Source organism: Xanthomonas sp. GPE 39 (genome assembly GCF_000963005.1).
Lineage (GTDB): Bacteria > Pseudomonadota > Gammaproteobacteria > Xanthomonadales > Xanthomonadaceae > Xanthomonas_A.
Genome location: NZ_JZHZ01000007.1, coordinates 629,632 through 647,165, shown reverse-complemented (window position 1 = coordinate 647,165; position 17,534 = coordinate 629,632). Strand labels below are relative to the sequence as shown.

The following is a 17,534-nucleotide window of genomic DNA, read 5'->3' as shown; positions in this document are numbered from 1 at the left end:
GGTCTTGCCGTGGTCGACGTGACCGATGGTGCCGACGTTGACGTGCGGCTTGGTGCGCTCGAACTTACCCTTTGCCATGGTGTTTTACCTTTGTTTCGTATTGGGGGACAAGGAAGCGGGATGCGGGCGGGACGATGTCCGCGCGCCGCACCCGTCACACTATTCTCAGTTCTTCTTGATGACAGAATCGGCGATGTTGGCTGGAGCTTCGGCGTAGTGGTCGAACTCCATCGAGAACGTGGCACGACCCTGCGACATCGAGCGCAGCGTGGTGGCATAGCCGAACATTTCGCCCAGCGGCACCATCGCGTTGATCACTTTGCCGGACGGACTGTCGTCCTGACCTTGCAGAATGCCGCGACGACGACTGACGTCGCCCATCACGTCGCCCAAATAGTCTTCCGGGGTGACGATCTCGACCTTCATGATCGGCTCCAGCAGCACTGGATTGGCTTTGTTGAAGCCTTCCTTGAAGCCCATCGAGCCGGCGATCTTGAACGCCATTTCCGAGGAGTCGACGTCGTGGTAGGAGCCGTCGATCAGACGGACCTTGACGTCCACGATCGGATAGCCGGCCATCACGCCATTGGCCACCGCTTCCTGGATGCCCTTGTCCACCGCCGGGATGTATTCCTTCGGCACCACACCGCCGACGATCGCGTTTTCGAAGGTATAGCCCTTGCCGCGCTCCTGCGGTTCGATCTCGAGCACGACGTGGCCATACTGGCCCTTACCGCCGGACTGGCGCACGAATTTGCCTTCCTGCTTGACCGCCTTGCGGATGGTCTCGCGGTAAGCCACCTGCGGCTTGCCGACGTTAGCCTCCACGTTGAACTCGCGCTTCATGCGGTCGACGATGATTTCCAGGTGCAATTCGCCCATGCCGCGAATGATGGTCTGCCCAGACTCTTCGTCGGTGTTGACACGGAACGAAGGATCTTCTTGCGCCAGACGGCTCAGCGCGATACCCATCTTTTCCTGGTCCGACTTGGTCTTCGGCTCGACCGCCATCGAGATCACCGGCTCCGGGAACACCATGCGCTCCAGAGTGATGATGTTGTCCTGCGCGCACAGCGTGTCGCCGGTGGTGACGTCCTTCAAGCCGACCGCCGCAGCGATGTCGCCCGCGCGCACTTCCTTGATTTCTTCGCGGTTGTTGGAGTGCATCTGCAGGATGCGACCCACCCGCTCCTTCTTCGACTTGACCGGGTTGTACACCTGGTCGCCGGAGTTGAGCGTGCCGGAATAGACACGGAAGAACGTCAGCGAGCCGACGAACGGATCGGTCATGATTTTGAACGCCAGCGCCGAGAACGGCGCGCTGTCGGTGGCGGCGCGGCTGTCTTCCTTTTCGTCCTCGTCGATACCCTTGACCGGCGGACGGTCGCTTGGCGACGGCAGCAGTTGGATGACGCCATCGAGCATCGCCTGTACGCCCTTGTTCTTGAACGCGGTACCGCAGTACACCGGCACCACTTCCACCTTCAGGGTACGCTCGCGCAGACCGCCCAGGATCTCGGCCTCGGACAGGTCACCTTCGTTGAGGTACTTGTCCATCAGGTCTTCGTTGGCCTCGGCCGCCGCTTCAACCATGAACCCACGCGCCTCGGTGGCCTTGTCGACCAGGTGGGCGGGGATGTCACGGTATTCGAACACGGTACCCTGCGAAGCGGTATCCCAGTGGATCGCCTTCATCTTGACCAGATCGACCACGCCCTCGAAACCATCTTCGGCGCCAATCGGCACCTGCATCGGCACCGGGTATGCACCCAAACGCGTCTTCAACTGTTCGACGACCTTGTCGAAGTTGGCACCGGTACGGTCCATCTTGTTGACGAACGCAAGACGCGGCACGGCGTACTTGTTGGCCTGGCGCCACACGGTCTCGGACTGCGGCTGCACACCACCGACCGCGCACAGCACGAACACCGCACCGTCGAGCACGCGCAGCGAGCGCTCCACTTCGATGGTGAAGTCCACGTGCCCGGGGGTATCGATGATGTTGAAGCGGTGCTGGGGCATGGACTTGTCCATGCCACTCCAGAACGCAGTGGTGGCCGCGGAGGTGATCGTGATGCCACGCTCCTGCTCCTGCTCCATCCAGTCCATCGTCGCGGCACCGTCATGCACCTCGCCGATCTTGTGGCTGACACCGGTGTAGAACAGGATGCGTTCGGACGTGGTGGTCTTGCCGGCATCGATGTGGGCCATGATGCCGAAATTGCGGTAACGCTCGATGGGAGTGGTACGGGCCACAGGGAGCCTCTCAAATTTCCTGGATTTCGGATGGCCGAACGCCGCCTTGCGGCGGCTTTCGGATTTGTGCCGCGCGCAACGGCGCGACTAAGCGGCACTCAGATGGTGCCGACGGACCCCGTTGCCGAGGCCCGGAAGATCACCAGCGGTAGTGCGCGAACGCCTTGTTCGCTTCCGCCATGCGGTGGGTTTCTTCGCGCTTCTTGATGGCACCGCCACGATTTTCCGAGGCATCCAACAGCTCGGCTGCGAGCTTGCGCGGCATCGAGTTTTCGCCACGCTTACGCGCCGAATCGATCAACCAGCGCATCGCCAAGGCCATGCGACGGGAGGAACGCACCTCGACCGGCACTTGGTAGGTGGCACCACCAACGCGACGCGACTTGACTTCGACCGCCGGAGCGACGTTGTCCAGCGCCTTTTGCACCAGATCGATGGCGTTTGGATTCTTCTCGCCAATGACATCCATCGCACCGTAGACGATCTTTTCGGCAACCGACTTCTTGCCGCTCAGCATCACCATATTGATGAAGCGAGCAATGGTTTCGCTCCCGTGCTTGGGATCCGGCAGAACAGCGCGCTGCGGCGTATTACCTTTACGAGACATATGAACTTTTCCTTAGCTCTTCGGGCGCTTGGCGCCGTACTTGGAACGACCCTGACGACGCTTGGCGACGCCGGCAGCATCGAGCGCACCGCGCACCGTGTGGTAGCGCACGCCGGGCAGATCCGGAACGCGACCACCGCGGATCAGGACCACGGAGTGCTCCTGCAGGTTATGACCTTCGCCACCGATGTAGCTGATGACTTCTTCCTGGTTGGTCAGGCGCACCTTGGCAACCTTACGCAAGGCTGAGTTCGGCTTTTTCGGAGTGGTGGTGTAGACGCGTGTGCAGACGCCACGGCGCTGCGGGCACTTATCCAGCGCCGGAGAGGCGCTCTTGTAGTCGTTCGCCTGCCGCGGCTTGCGGACCAGCTGATTGATCGTCGCCATCAGTAGATTCTTCTGATTGAGGCCATCGGGCCTGGATGCTTGAAAACGAAGGCAGGCCGAAGGACGGCCTGCCGAGACAGGAAAGTATAGCGGGCAAGTGAAACGTCCGTCAACTCAACGGACGTTGTACTTGCTGGCCGATCCTCGGCCGGAATAATCAGGAAGCGCCTCCGTTGCGCTTCCTTTTGCTCGGAACAACCGGCCCCGCAGGCGAGGCCGATCCAACTCACTCGTCGCTGCTGGCAGCCGCTGGCGCGGCAGTTTCGACCGCCGACTCGACGCTGCCGCCGGCCAGGGTCTGCATCTCCGACTCAGTCAGGCCGCTGGCGTTGCGGCGACGCAGGCTGTGGTACGCCAAACCGGTACCCGCCGGGATCAGACGCCCCACGATCACATTTTCCTTCAAACCGCGCAGTGTGTCGCTGGTGCCACGAACCGCCGCTTCGGTGAGAACGCGGGTGGTTTCCTGGAACGAAGCCGCCGAGATGAACGACTCGGTTGCCAGCGAGGCCTTGGTGATGCCCAGCAACACCGGCTCGTACTTGGCCTGCAACTCGTTGCGCGCGACCAGGCGGGAATTTTCCTCGATGACGCGCTGGCGCTCGGCCTGCTCACCATTGAGGAACTTGCTGTTGCCCTGATCGGTGATCTCGACCTTGCGCAGCATCTGCCGGGTGATGACCTCGATGTGCTTGTCGTTGATCTTCACGCCTTGCAGGCGATACACGTCCTGGATTTCCTTGACCAGATAGGCGGCCAACGGCTCGACACCCAGCAGACGCAGGATGTCCTGTGGGCTCGGCTCGCCGTCCACCACGGTTTCACCCTTGGCCACGTGCTCGCCTTCGAACACGATGATCTGCCGGTACTTCGGAATCAGTTCTTCGTGCTCGGACCCATCGGTGTCCTTGATGATCAAGCGCTGCTTGCCCTTGGTGTCCTTACCGAAGCTGATAATGCCCGAACGCTCGGCCAGGATCGCTGGATCCTTCGGCTTGCGCGCTTCGAACAGATCGGCCACGCGCGGCAGACCACCGGTGATGTCGCGGGTCTTGGACGCTTCCTGCGGGATTTTGGCAACCACGTCGCCCACGCCAACCGGCGCGCCGTCCTGCAGGTTGACGATCGAGCGCGGCGGCAGCAGGTACTGCGCCGGCAAATCGGTACCCGGAATGGTCAGGTCGTTGCCCTTGGCGTCGACGATGCGCACGATCGGGCGCAGATCCTTGGCCTGGGTACCACGGCGCTTTGGATCGGTGATCTCGCGCGAGGCCAGACCCGTCAGTTCATCGGTTTTTTCAATCACGGTGACACCGTCGATGAAGTCGATGAAACGGATGAAACCAGCCACTTCCGAGACGATCGGGTGGTTGTGCGGATCCCAGTTCGCCACCGACTGACCGGCCTTGACCGCATCACCATCTTTGGCGGTGATGGTGGCGCCATACGCCAGCTTGTAGCGCTCGCGCTCGCGACCGTGGCCGTCGAGCACCGACAGTTCACCGGAACGCGACACCGCCACCAGCGAGCCATTGGCGTGCTCGACCGACTTGAGGTTGTTGAACTTGATCGAACCGGTGGTCTTGACCGTGATGTTGTCCACCGCCGCCGCACGCGAGGCCGCGCCGCCGATGTGGAAGGTCCGCATGGTCAACTGAGTACCGGGCTCGCCGATCGACTGCGCGGCGATGACGCCAACCGCTTCGCCGATGTTGACCAGATGGCCACGGGCCAGGTCGCGGCCATAGCAACGCGCGCACACGCCGAACGGCGATTCGCAGGTGATGGTCGAACGGACCTTGACCGACTGAACGCCAGCCTCTTCCAGCTTGGCGACCCACTGCTCGTCGAGCAGGGTGTTGCGGGTGACGATCGGATCCTCGTCGTTGCCCGGCAGGAACACGTCCTCGGCCACCACACGGCCGAGCACGCGATCGCGCAGCGGCTCGACCACATCGCCGCCTTCCACAATCGGGGTCATGGTCAGGCCGTCGGTGGTGCCGCAATCGGGCTCGGTGATCACCACGTCCTGTGCCACGTCGACCAGACGACGGGTCAGGTAACCGGAGTTAGCGGTCTTCAACGCGGTATCGGCCAGACCCTTACGCGCACCGTGGGTGGAGTTGAAGTACTCCTGCACGTTCAAGCCTTCGCGGAAGTTCGCCTTGATCGGCGTCTCGATGATCGAGCCGTCCGGACGCGCCATCAAGCCACGCATACCGGCAAGCTGACGGATCTGCGCCTGGCTACCACGCGCGCCGGAGTCGGCCATGATGTACAAGGAGTTCATCGACTTCTGATCGATGGTCTCACCCTTGGCGTTGACCACCTTCTCGGTGCCGATGGTGTCCATCATCGCCTTGGCGATACGCTCGTTGGTGCGCGACCAGATGTCCACGACCTTGTTGTAGCGCTCGCCGGCGGTGACCAGACCGGACTGATACTGCTCCTGGATTTCCAGCACTTCCTGCTCGGCCTCGCCGAGGATGCCCTTCTTTTCCGACGGAATCAGCATGTCGTCGATACCGATCGACACGCCAGCACGCGTCGCGTAGGCGAAGCCGGTGTACATCAGTTTGTCGGCGAACACCACGCTGTCCTTCAGACCAAGCTGACGGTAGCTGGAGTTGATCAGTCGGCTGATGTTTTTCTTGGTCAGCTCGGTATTGGCCAGCGCGAAAGGCAGGCCTTCCGGCAGGATTTCGGCCAACAGCGCACGACCAATCGTGGTGTCCACGATCGAGGTCTTCTTGCTACGGCCACCGTTTTCGTCGATCACCGTCTCGGTGATGCGGACCTTGACCTTGGCGTGCAATTCCACCGCACGGTTGTCATAAGCGCGCTTCACTTCGGCGATGTTGGCAAACACCATGCCCTCGCCTTTCTTGTTCTCCAGCGCACGGGTCATGTAGTACAGGCCCAGCACCACGTCCTGCGACGGCACGATGATCGGCTCACCGTTGGCCGGCGAGAGGATGTTGTTGGTGGACATCATCAACGCACGCGCTTCCAACTGCGCTTCCAACGACAACGGCACGTGCACGGCCATCTGGTCGCCGTCGAAGTCGGCGTTGAACGCGGTACAGACCAGCGGATGCAACTGGATCGCCTTGCCTTCGATCAGCACCGGCTCGAACGCCTGAATGCCCAAGCGGTGCAGGGTCGGCGCACGGTTCAACAGCACCGGATGCTCGCGAATCACTTCTTCCAGGATGTCCCAGACTTCGGCTTCTTCGCGTTCGACCAGCTTCTTGGCGGCCTTGATCGTGGTGGCCAGACCACGGCGCTGCAGTTTGGCGAACACGAACGGCTTGAACAGCTCCAACGCCATCTTCTTCGGCAGGCCGCACTCGTGCAGACGCAGGGTCGGGCCGACCACGATGACCGAACGGCCGGAGTAGTCCACGCGCTTGCCGAGCAGGTTCTGGCGGAAGCGGCCCTGCTTGCCCTTGATCATGTCGGCCAGCGACTTCAATGGGCGCTTGTTGGTACCGGTGATGGCACGACCGCGACGGCCGTTATCCAGCAGCGCATCGACCGACTCCTGCAGCATGCGCTTTTCGTTGCGCACGATGATCTCCGGCGCATTGAGTTCGAGCAAACGACGCAGACGGTTATTGCGGTTGATGACGCGGCGGTACAGATCATTCAGATCGGAGGTCGCGAAGCGGCCGCCGTCCAACGGCACCAGCGGACGCAGATCCGGCGGCAGCACTGGCAGCACGGTCATCACCATCCACTCCGGACGGTTGCCGGACTCGATGAACGCCTCGATCAGCTTGATGCGCTTGGTCAGACGCTTGAGCTTGGTTTCAGAACCGGTGCTGGCGATTTCTTCGCGCAGGCGCGTCATTTCCGACTGCAGATCGATGGTGCGCAACAGCTCGTACACCGCTTCGGCGCCCATGGTGGCATCGAAGTCGTCGCCATGTTCCTGGCGGGCGGTCAGGTACTGCTCTTCGGTCAGCAGTTGGCGGCGCTCCAGGGCGGTCAAGCCCGGCTCAGTCACCACATAGGCTTCGAAGTACAGCACGCGCTCGATGTCGCGCAAGGTCATATCCAGCATCAAGCCGATACGCGACGGCAACGACTTCAGGAACCAGATGTGCGCCACCGGCGAGGCCAGGTCGATGTGGCCCATGCGCTCGCGGCGCACCTTGGCCAGGGTGACTTCGGTGCCGCATTTTTCGCAGACCACGCCGCGATGCTTCATGCGCTTGTACTTGCCGCACAGGCACTCGTAGTCCTTGATCGGGCCGAAGATGGCCGCGCAGAACAGGCCGTCGCGCTCGGGTTTGAAGGTACGGTAATTGATGGTTTCCGGCTTCTTCACTTCGCCGAAGGACCACGAGCGGATCAGGTCAGGCGAGGCCAGCGCGATCTTGATCGCGTCGAAGTCCAGCGTCTGGCGCTGCTGATTGAAAAGGTTGAGCAGATCTTTCATTGGATATCTCCGGGTCGGAGGAATGCGTAGCGAGGACGGGGTGGGAAGGCGCTATCTCGGAACCGGGAACCCAGGGACCGGGACCCGGAAAAGCGAGAAGCGCAAGGCTTCTGCTTTTCCGGGCACCCGGGCCGCAGTGCCCGGTGGCCCCTCAGTCTTCCAATTCCATGTTGATGGCCAGCGAGCGGATTTCCTTCACCAGCACGTTGAAGGACTCCGGCATGCCGGCCACCATTTCGTGCTCGCCATCGACAATGTTCTTGTACATCTGGTTGCGGCCCTGCACGTCGTCGGACTTCACCGTCAGCATTTCCTGCAAGGTATACGCCGCACCGTAGGCTTCCAGCGCCCAGACTTCCATTTCGCCGAAGCGCTGGCCGCCGAACTGCGCCTTACCGCCCAAGGGCTGCTGAGTGACCAGCGAGTACGGTCCGGTGGAACGCGCGTGCATCTTGTCGTCGACCAAGTGGTTCAACTTCAGCATGTGCATGTAGCCAACGGTGGTATGGCGATCGAACGCTTCGCCGGTACGGCCATCGTAAAGCTGGGTCTGGCCGCTGATCGGCAGATCGGCGAGTTCGAGCATGTGCTTGATCTCCGCCTCGGTCGCGCCGTCGAACACCGGGGTCGCCATCGGCACGCCGTCGGTCAGGTTCTTCGACAGCGCCAGCAGCTCGGCATCGCTGAACTGATCCAGCTCCACGCGGTCCTCGCCCAACTTCTGGTCGTGGTTGTAGATCTGGGTCAGGAACTTGCGCAAATCGGCGACCTTGGCCTGCGCATCCAGCATGTTCTGGATCTTGCGTCCCAGGCCCTTGGCCGCCCAGCCCAGATGCACTTCCAGCACCTGACCGATATTCATACGCGACGGCACACCCAGCGGGTTCAGCACGATGTCCACGGTCTCGCCGTTGGCCATGTACGGCATGTCCTCGATCGGCTGGATCATCGACACGACACCCTTATTGCCGTGGCGACCGGCCATCTTGTCGCCGGGCTGGATGCGGCGCTTCACCGCCAGGAAGACCTTGACCATCTTCAGCACGCCCGGGGCGAGGTCGTCGCCGGCGGTGATCTTGCTGCGCTTATCGGCAAAGCGACGCTCGAACTCCTGCTCATGCGCCTGGATCTGCTTCTGCGCACGCTCGATCGCGTCGGAGGCATCCTCATCCTTCATGCGCAGCGCGAACCAGTCGGACTTCTTCAGGCCATCCAGGTAGGCATCGCTGATGGTGTCGCCCTTCTTCAGGTTCGGGCCGCCATTGGCGACCTTGCCGATCAGTTGGCTACGCAGACGCGCGTAGATGGCGCTCTCCAGGATGCGGAACTGATCGTCAAAGTCCTTCTTGACCCGCTTGATCTCGTTTTCCTCGATCTGGCGAGCGCGCTTGTCCTTCTCGATGCCGTCGCGGGTGAACACCTGCACGTCGATGACGGTGCCGTCCATGCCTGGCGGCACGCGCAGCGAACTGTCCTTCACGTCCGAAGCCTTCTCGCCGAAGATCGCGCGCAGCAGCTTCTCTTCCGGGGTCAGTTGGCTCTCGCCCTTCGGCGTGACCTTGCCGACCATGATGTCGCCGGCACGCACTTCCGCACCGATGTACACAACGCCGGATTCGTCGAGACGGTTGAGCGCCTGCTCGGAGACATTGGGGATGTCGGCGGAGATTTCTTCCGGCCCCAGCTTGGTGTCGCGCGCCACGCAGGTGAGCTCTTCGATATGGATCGTGGTGTAGCGATCCTCTTCCACCACGCGCTCGGAGAGCAGGATGGAGTCTTCGAAGTTGTAGCCGTTCCACGGCATGAACGCGATCAGCATGTTCTGGCCGAGGGCCAGCTCGCCGATATCGGTGGAGGGACCATCGGCGAGCACGTCGCCGCGCGCGATCACGTCGCCCACGTTGACCAGCGGACGCTGGTTGATACAGGTGTTCTGGTTGGAACGCGTGTACTTGATCAGGTTGTAGATATCCACGCCGGCATCAGTGCCGCCGCCGATCTCAGCCTCGTTGACCTTGACCACGATACGGCCGGCGTCGATCTGCTCGATCACACCGCCACGGCGCGCATTCACGGTCACGCCCGAGTCGCGCGCCACCGCGCGCTCGATGCCGGTACCGACCAGCGGCTTTTGCGCACGCAACGTCGGCACGGCCTGACGCTGCATGTTCGCGCCCATCAGTGCGCGGTTGGCGTCGTCGTGCTCCAGGAACGGGACCAACGCGGCCGCGATGGACACCGTCTGCATCGGCGAGACGTCCATGAAGTGCACTTCCGCCGGCGGCTTGAGCAGCGATTCGCCCTGGTAGCGACACGGCACGAACTGCTCGGTCAGGCGGCTCTTGGCATCGTGCAAGGCGTTGGCCTGGGCGATGACGTACTCGTTTTCCTCAATCGCCGAGAGGTATTCGACCTCGTCGGTGATCTGGCCATCCACCACCTTCCGGTACGGCGTTTCCAGGAAGCCGTATTGGTTGGTGCGCGCGAACACCGCCAGCGAGTTAATCAGGCCGATGTTCGGGCCTTCCGGGGTTTCGATGGTGCAGACGCGGCCGTAATGGGTCGGATGCACGTCGCGCACTTCGAAGCCCGCGCGCTCGCGGGTCAGGCCGCCCGGACCCAGCGCCGAGACACGACGCTTATGCGTCACTTCCGACAACGGGTTGTTCTGGTCCATAAATTGCGACAACTGCGAGGAACCGAAGAACTCCTTGATCGCGGCCGCCACCGGCTTGGCGTTGATCAATTCCTGCGGCGTCAGGCCCTCGGACTCGGCCATCGACAAGCGCTCCTTGACCGCGCGCTCGACGCGGACCAGGCCCACGCGGAACACGTTCTCGGCCATTTCGCCGACCGAACGCACGCGACGATTCCCCAGGTGATCGATATCGTCGACCACGCCACGACCGTTGCGAATCTCGGTCAGCACCTTGATCACATCGAGGATGTCGGACGTGTCGGTGCGTTCGGCGACCAGACGCTTGGATTCTTCGTCGCTGCGCTCACCGAAATACTTCTTGTCGTACAGCACCGACTCGCCGATGACCTCTTTGCGACCAACGCGACGGTTGAACTTCATGCGACCGACCGTGGACAGGTCGTAGCGCTCGAAGGTGAAGAACAGGTTGTGGAACAGGTTCTGCGCGGCATCCTTGGTCGGCGGCTCGCCCGGACGCATCATGCGGTAGATTTCGACCAAGGCTTCGAGCTGGGTCTTGGTCGGGTCGATACGCAGGGTGTTGGACAGATACGGACCACGGTCCAGATCGTTGACCCACAAGGTGCCCACGGCGTCGACACCCGCCTTGCGGAACGCATTCAACTGCTCTTCGGTGATCTCGTCGTTGGCATTGGCCAGCAGTTCGCCGGTCGCGGCATCGACGACGTCGTGCGACAGAATGCGACCGACCAGATATTCATCGGGCACGGCCAGCGCAGCGATGCCGGAGGCTTCCAACTGCTTGACGTGACGCGCGGTGATGCGCTTGCCGGCCTCGACAATGACCTTGTCGCCATCGGCCAGATCGAAGTTCAGCGTCTCGCCGCGCAGGCGCTCGGCAACCAACTCCAACTGCACGCCTTCCTTCGGATCGATATGGAAGGTGTTGATCTCGAAGAACTCAGACAGCATCTCTTCGTTCGAATAACCGAGCGCGCGCAGCAGGATCGACACCGGCAGCTTGCGACGGCGGTCGATACGGGTGAACAACGCGTCCTTCGGGTCGAACTCGAAGTCCAGCCAGGAGCCGCGGTAAGGAATGATGCGCGCGCTGTACAGCAACTTGCCCGAGCTGTGGGTCTTGCCACGATCGTGATCGAAGAAGACGCCGGGCGAACGGTGCAACTGGGAGACGATGACGCGCTCGGTACCGTTGACGATGAAGGTGCCGTTGTCGGTCATCAGCGGAATTTCGCCGAGATAGACCTCTTGCTCCTTCACGTACTTGATCGCCTTGGTCGAGGACTCGCGGTCGTAGATCACCAGGCGCACGGTCACGCGCAACGGCGCACCGTAGCTCATGCCACGCTGACGGCATTCACGCTCGTCGAACACCGGATCGCCGAGCTTGTAGCCAACGTACTCCAGCGCGGCGTTGCCGCTGTAGCTGGAAATCGGGAACACCGATTTCAGCGCGGCGTGCAGGCCATGGTCCGACCGCTTGTTCGGGTCGGTGTTTTCCTGCAGGAACTCGCGATAGGAATCCACTTGGATTGCGAGCAGGAAGGGCACTTCGAGAATCGAGCGCTGCTTGCCGAAATCCTTACGGATACGCTTCTTTTCGGTGAACGAATAGGACGTCATGAGGTATCACCTTGGCTGATGCGGGCCACGCGTCCGCGGCCCTGAGTGAACATAAATTGTCAGTTGGAAGTCGCTGGTATTGCCGGCACCAGCACGCCTTCTCCCGCTACTTCCAACTACCAACTCGGTAAGGCCGAGATTGGGTCGTGGACCCCGCCGCGGTCGAAGAACCGTGCGGACTCCCATGCCGAATCTAACCCGGCTGTACAACGGCCAAAGGCCGGGGGCTCACGCCCCCAGCCTTCAGTGCACCGCCTCGAACGACTGGCGATGCAAGGGACTGCTTACTTGACTTCGACCTTCGCGCCAGCGGCTTCCAGGTCTTTCTTGAACTTCTCGGCGTCTTCCTTCGACACGGCTTCCTTCAGCACGCCACCGGCCTCGGTGAGGTCCTTGGCTTCCTTCAGGCCCAAACCGGTGATGGCGCGAACGGCCTTGATGACGTCGACCTTCTTGGCACCGGCATCGACCAGGATGACGTTGAATTCGGTCTGCTCTTCGACCGGAGCAGCAGCCACGGCCGGACCGGCAGCGGCGACTGGAGCGGCGGCGGAAACGCCGAACTTGTCTTCGATGGCCTTGACCAGCTCCATCACTTCCATGAGGGTCTTTTCGGCGATAGCGTCGACGATCTGTTCGTTAGACAGGGACATTGTGATTACCTTTGGAATTTTTTCTGGATGAGGTTCTTGTGAACCGTTTCAGGGGTCGCGAACTTAAGCCGTTTCGGCCTGGGCTTCGGCATCGGCGGGAGCGACATCGCCACCACCTTGCTTGTCGCCCACGGCCTTGACCGCACGGGCAAACATGCTTGCCGGCTCGGCCAGGACGCGTGCCAACATCGCCAGCGCCTGCTCGCGGGTCGGCAGCGATGCCAACACTTCGAGGTGAGCGGCCGGATACAGTTGACCGCCCAGCGACACGACCTTGGCCTGCAGCTTGTCGTTGCCCTTGGCGAATTCCTTGATCAGACGACCGGCAGCGCCGGGTTCTTCCGTCGAGAACGCATACAGCAGCGGACCGACCAGCGCGTCCTGGACGCACTCGTATTCGGTACCGGCCACTGCACGCGCAGCCAGGGTGTTCTTGACAACACGCAAGTACACACCGGTTTCGCGCGCTTTTTTACGCATCGCGGTCATCTGAGAGACCGTGATGCCGGCGTACTCGGCAGCAACCAAGGAGTGAGCCTTCGCGGCAACGTCGGCCAATTCGGCGACGACTTCTTGCTTCTGGGACAGATTGAGAGCCATTGCACTCCTCCGTGAAAGCCGGGAATCGGGACTGACGATTCGGGATCCGTCAGGAGCGACCGCGCCGCTCTTGCCAATCCCCAACCACACATCTCGAAAACCCTGCTTCAAACACATTCCGCTCGCGGCTCCTGCCGCTTGCGGTCCTGGGCGGCCTCCATCCTGGATGCCGGGGACGCCGCATGGCATCCCAGTTGGTGGCCGTTCCAGACCTGGAGTGAGCGCGTCCGGGAAGCCCCGGACTGGCCTGAACCAGAAAAACTCCAGAAAGGCGGCACCATCTACGCCGGCGCGTCCCCGAGAGGACTGGATTAAGCGATCCCGCTGCACCGACGGCGATTCCATGCCATGTCGCGCTTCCTTGCCCGTCGTCGGTATGCGCAGACCGCGCCTGCGGTCTTTGACGGCTTCGCGTCGGGTTGCCCCTGGCGACGCCTTCAAAAGGGTGACACCGGCGCCGCACCTCGCGGGCGGCGCCGTGTTGCAATTACTTCAGGGACAGCGATGCCTGATCGATGGTGACACCCGGACCCATGGTCGAGCTCACCGAGATCTTCTGCAGGTAAGCGCCCTTCGAGGTCGCCGGCTTGGCCTTGACCAGATCCAGCAGCAGCGCCTGCAGATTGCTCTTCAGCGCGTCGTCTTCGAAGCTGGCCTTACCGATGGTGCAGTGGATGATGCCCGCCTTGTCGGTGCGATAACGCACCTGACCGGACTTGGCATTCTTCACCGCTTCGGCCGGGTTGGCGGACACGGTACCGACCTTCGGGTTCGGCATCAGGCCGCGCGGGCCCAGCAGCGTGCCCAACTTACCGACGACGCGCATCGCGTCCGGGGTCGCAATGACCACGTCGTAGTTCAGATCGCCGCCCTGCATCTTTTCGGCCAGATCGTCCATACCGACGGCCTCGGCACCCGCAGCCAGGGCTTCGTCAGCCTTGGCACCAGCCGGGGCGAACACCGCCACGCGCACGCTTTTGCCAGTGCCGGCCGGCAACACGGTGGAACCGCGCACCTGCTGGTCGGACTTCTTGGCATCCACGCCCAGGCGCACGGCCACGTCGACGGCTTCGACGAACTTGGCCTTGCTGGTGCTTTTGATGATCTTCAGCGCTTCGTCGATCGAATACGCCTTGCCCGGCTGCACCGCAGCACGGATTGCTTTCTGTCGCTTGGTCTGTGCCATCGCTTAACCCTCCACCGTCAGGCCCATGCTGCGGGCGGAACCCGCAATCGTGCGTACCGCCGCTTCCAGCTCAGCCGCCGTCAGGTCGGCTTCCTTCGCCTTGGCGATGTCTTCCAACTGCTTGCGGGTGACCTTACCCACCTTTTCGGTGTTCGGGCGCTTGGAACCGGAAGTAATGCCGGCCGCCTTCTTCAACAGCACGCTCGCCGGCGTACTCTTGGTGACGAAGGTGAAGGTACGGTCCGAGTAGGCCGTGATGATGACCGGCGTGGGCAGGCCCGGCTCCAGCTTCTGCGTGGCCGCATTGAAGGCCTTGCAGAATTCCATGATGTTCAGGCCGCGCTGACCCAGCGCAGGACCGACTGGCGGCGAGGGGTTGGCCTGACCGGCCTTCACCTGCAGCTTGATGTAACCGACGACTTTCTTTGCCATGTTGAGTCTCTCCGGGTGCTAACGCCTGAACGACAGGCTCCCCATCGCGACGGGAAAATCACGTGTCCCGCCATCACGTTTCGAATTGCGCAGAAAGCCGCCTCACGGCGGCTCCCGACTCTGCCCGACGACTTCCTAGGCAGCCAGCCGAGCAGTGTAACAGAAATTGAGCGCAACGACGCAGCCGCGTCGACGCAGGACTCAGGCCTTCTCGACCTGGCCGAATTCCAACTCCACCGGGGTAGAGCGGCCGAAGATCAACACAGCCACGCGCAGCCGGCTCTTTTCGTAATTGACCTCCTCGACCACGCCATTGAAGTCGTTGAACGGGCCATCGGTGACGCGCACCATCTGGCCTGGCTCGAACAGCACCTTCGGACGCGGCTTTTCCACGCCGTCTTGAACGCGCTGCAAGATCGCATCGGCTTCTTGGTCACGAATCGGCAGTGGGCGATCGGCTGTGCCGCCAATGAACCCCATCACCTTGGGCGTCTCCTTGACCAAGTGCCAGCTCTCGTTGTCGATCCGCGGGATGCCGCCTTCCTCGTGGGTCTCGATCTGCACCAACACGTAACCCGGGAAGAACTTGCGCTCGGAACGGCGCTTCTGACCGGAACGCATTTCGATCACTTCCTCGGTGGGCACTAACACCTCACCGAAGCGCTCCTGCATCTCGTCACGCACAATGCGGTCACGCAGCGCTTGCGCCACGGACTTCTCGAAGCCTGAATAGGCGTGGACGACATACCAACGCTTCACTGCTGCACTCTCCTCAACGGCTCACGAACCACTGCATCAGCTTCTGGATCAAGAAATCGAACCCACCCAGCAGCAAACTCAGAATGATCACCACCACGATCACCACCCAGGTGGTCCGGATGGCCTCCTGACGGGTCGGCCATACCACCTTACGCAGCTCGAATCGCGACTCGGATAGAAACTCACGGGCCTGACAGCCTTTGGCAGTCAACAGGAACACCGCACCACCGGCGACCAGACCCGCCACCACAGCCAATCCGCGCAGCGGACCGGACCAGTTCCCCAGTTGCGTCGCACGACTCGGATCGGCGAACCAGAACCATACGAACAGGCCAGCCACCACCAGCAACGCAGCGATGCCGTACTTGACGATATCGCCACCAAGGGAGGGGGCGGCGGAATTCTTGGAATGCTCGATCTTGCTGTTCATCCGACTCTTGCTGCGATGCGACCGAGGTCACTGGATAAGGACCGGCAGATTGGCACGCCAGGAGGGACTCGAACCCCCAACCTGCGGTTTTGGAGACCGCTGCTCTGCCAATTGAGCTACTGGCGTGTAGATAAGAACGACCGCACTTCCCTGAGACAGCGAAGGCGGACCGAAGGTTCCGGCCCGCCCTTCGCTCAATCTGGTAACTGAAGCCGCCTGCACTTCTTCGGATTTTGGCGACTGTTGCCGCCGCGATACCGTCGAATCTGGCAGCCCAGGCTACCAGAGTGCATTACTTGATGATCTTGGCCACCACGCCGGCGCCGACGGTCCGGCCACCTTCGCGGATCGCGAAACGCAGGCCTTCGTCCATCGCCACCGGGTTGATCAGCGTCACCACCATCTTGATGTTGTCGCCCGGCATCACCATCTCCACGCCTTCCGGCAACTGGCACGCGCCAGTGATGTCGGTGGTGCGAAAATAGAACTGCGGACGGTAGCCCTTGAAGAACGGCGTGTGACGACCACCCTCGTCCTTCGACAACACGTACACCTCAGCCTCGAACTCGGTGTGCGGCTTGATCGAACCCGGCTTGCACAGCACCTGCCCGCGCTCCACGTCGTCACGCTTGGTGCCGCGCAGCAGCAGACCCGCGTTATCGCCAGCCTGACCCTGGTCCAGCAGCTTGCGGAACATTTCCACGCCCGTCACCGTGGTCTTCTGCGTCGCACGGATGCCGACGATTTCGATTTCGTCGCCCACCTTGATGATGCCGCGCTCGATACGACCGGTCACCACCGTGCCGCGACCGGAAATCGAGAACACGTCTTCCACCGGCATCAGGAACGGCTTGTCCACGTCGCGCTGCGGCTCCGGGATGAACGTGTCCAGCGCTTCCACCAGCTTCAGGATCGCCGGCACGCCGATCTCGCTCTGATCACCTTCCAGCGCCAGACGCGCCGAACCATGGATGATCGGGGTGTCGTCGCCCGGGAAGTCGTACTTACTCAGCAGCTCGCGCACTTCCATCTCGACCAGCTCAAGCAGCTCGGCGTCGTCGACCATGTCGGCCTTGTTCAAGAACACCACGATGTGCGGCACGCCGACCTGACGCGACAGCAGGATGTGCTCACGCGTCTGCGGCATCGGGCCATCAGCAGCCGAGCACACCAGGATCGCGCCGTCCATCTGCGCCGCACCGGTGATCATGTTCTTCACGTAGTCCGCGTGCCCTGGGCAATCCACGTGCGCGTAGTGACGCGACGGGGATTCGTATTCCACGTGGGCGGTCGAGATCGTGATACCGCGCGCCTTCTCTTCCGGCGCCGCGTCGATCGCGTCGTAGGCTTTGAATTCGCCGCCGAAGCGCTCCGCGCCGACCTTGGTCAGTGCTGCCGTCAGCGTGGTCTTGCCGTGGTCGACGTGACCGATGGTGCCGACGTTGACGTGCGGCTTGGTGCGCTCGAACTTACCCTT

The 17,534-nt window shown here is 62.0% G+C and carries 12 protein-coding genes and 1 tRNA gene; all 13 read right to left on the bottom strand.

Annotated elements, in window-relative coordinates; genetic code table 11:
* Positions 1-165: 165 nt before the first annotated feature.
* Positions 166-2,256 carry an elongation factor G gene (gene fusA / locus XALGPE39_RS02655; protein ID WP_045726878.1) on the bottom strand — a complete coding sequence of 697 codons (2,091 nt, stop codon included), beginning with the start codon at positions 2,254-2,256 and terminating at the stop codon, positions 166-168.
* A 139-nt stretch (positions 2,257-2,395) separates the two neighbouring features.
* Positions 2,396-2,863 (bottom strand): 30S ribosomal protein S7, encoded by a 468-nt coding sequence (rpsG, locus tag XALGPE39_RS02650; protein ID WP_045726877.1) that lies wholly within the window; start codon positions 2,861-2,863, stop codon positions 2,396-2,398.
* Positions 2,864-2,875: 12 nt separating this feature from the next.
* Positions 2,876-3,250 carry a 30S ribosomal protein S12 gene (gene rpsL, locus XALGPE39_RS02645; RefSeq protein WP_045726876.1) on the bottom strand — a complete coding sequence of 125 codons (375 nt, stop codon included), beginning with the start codon at positions 3,248-3,250 and terminating at the stop codon, positions 2,876-2,878.
* A 226-nt stretch (positions 3,251-3,476) separates the two neighbouring features.
* Positions 3,477-7,694: a DNA-directed RNA polymerase subunit beta' gene (gene rpoC, locus XALGPE39_RS02640; protein WP_045726875.1), complete on the bottom strand. Its 4,218-nt coding sequence runs from the start codon at positions 7,692-7,694 to the stop codon at positions 3,477-3,479.
* Positions 7,695-7,845: 151 nt separating this feature from the next.
* Entirely contained in the window at positions 7,846-11,997 is a 4,152-nt protein-coding gene (gene rpoB, locus XALGPE39_RS02635) for a DNA-directed RNA polymerase subunit beta (RefSeq protein WP_045726874.1), read from the bottom strand.
* Positions 11,998-12,281: 284 nt separating this feature from the next.
* Positions 12,282-12,650 (bottom strand): 50S ribosomal protein L7/L12, encoded by a 369-nt coding sequence (gene rplL, locus XALGPE39_RS02630; protein WP_045726873.1) that lies wholly within the window; start codon positions 12,648-12,650, stop codon positions 12,282-12,284.
* Between the two features lie 63 nt (positions 12,651-12,713).
* Positions 12,714-13,250, bottom strand: coding sequence for a 50S ribosomal protein L10 (gene rplJ, locus XALGPE39_RS02625; RefSeq protein ID WP_045726872.1), 537 nt, complete (start codon positions 13,248-13,250; stop codon positions 12,714-12,716).
* A gap of 487 nt (positions 13,251-13,737) precedes the next feature.
* Positions 13,738-14,436 (bottom strand): 50S ribosomal protein L1, encoded by a 699-nt coding sequence (gene rplA / locus XALGPE39_RS02620; protein WP_045726871.1) that lies wholly within the window; start codon positions 14,434-14,436, stop codon positions 13,738-13,740.
* Positions 14,437-14,439: 3 nt separating this feature from the next.
* Positions 14,440-14,868 (bottom strand): 50S ribosomal protein L11, encoded by a 429-nt coding sequence (rplK, locus tag XALGPE39_RS02615; protein ID WP_012915049.1) that lies wholly within the window; start codon positions 14,866-14,868, stop codon positions 14,440-14,442.
* A 201-nt stretch (positions 14,869-15,069) separates the two neighbouring features.
* Positions 15,070-15,627, bottom strand: coding sequence for a transcription termination/antitermination protein NusG (gene nusG, locus XALGPE39_RS02610; protein WP_045726870.1), 558 nt, complete (start codon positions 15,625-15,627; stop codon positions 15,070-15,072).
* 13 nt (positions 15,628-15,640) lie between these two features.
* Complete coding sequence (secE, locus tag XALGPE39_RS02605; protein ID WP_045726869.1) at positions 15,641-16,057, bottom strand: preprotein translocase subunit SecE; 417 nt, start codon at positions 16,055-16,057, stop codon at positions 15,641-15,643.
* A gap of 50 nt (positions 16,058-16,107) precedes the next feature.
* Positions 16,108-16,183, bottom strand: a tRNA-Trp gene (locus XALGPE39_RS02600).
* Between the two features lie 166 nt (positions 16,184-16,349).
* On the bottom strand, positions 16,350-17,534 hold a 1,185-nt coding region (tuf, locus tag XALGPE39_RS02595; protein WP_235429737.1), incomplete at its 5' end, for an elongation factor Tu.

What these genes read in the sequence shown, in the direction of transcription:
- rpsG (WP_045726877.1), bottom strand. Translation starts at nt 2,863, where the DNA reads ATGTCTCGTAAAGGTAATACGCCGCAGCGCGCTGTTCTGCCGGATCCC.
- rpsL (WP_045726876.1), bottom strand. Translation starts at nt 3,250, where the DNA reads ATGGCGACGATCAATCAGCTGGTCCGCAAGCCGCGGCAGGCGAACGAC.
- rpoC (WP_045726875.1), bottom strand. Translation starts at nt 7,694, where the DNA reads ATGAAAGATCTGCTCAACCTTTTCAATCAGCAGCGCCAGACGCTGGAC.
- rpoB (WP_045726874.1), bottom strand. Translation starts at nt 11,997, where the DNA reads ATGACGTCCTATTCGTTCACCGAAAAGAAGCGTATCCGTAAGGATTTC.
- rplL (WP_045726873.1), bottom strand. Translation starts at nt 12,650, where the DNA reads ATGTCCCTGTCTAACGAACAGATCGTCGACGCTATCGCCGAAAAGACC.
- rplJ (WP_045726872.1), bottom strand. Translation starts at nt 13,250, where the DNA reads ATGGCTCTCAATCTGTCCCAGAAGCAAGAAGTCGTCGCCGAATTGGCC.
- rplA (WP_045726871.1), bottom strand. Translation starts at nt 14,436, where the DNA reads ATGGCACAGACCAAGCGACAGAAAGCAATCCGTGCTGCGGTGCAGCCG.
- rplK (WP_012915049.1), bottom strand. Translation starts at nt 14,868, where the DNA reads ATGGCAAAGAAAGTCGTCGGTTACATCAAGCTGCAGGTGAAGGCCGGT.
- secE (WP_045726869.1), bottom strand. Translation starts at nt 16,057, where the DNA reads ATGAACAGCAAGATCGAGCATTCCAAGAATTCCGCCGCCCCCTCCCTT.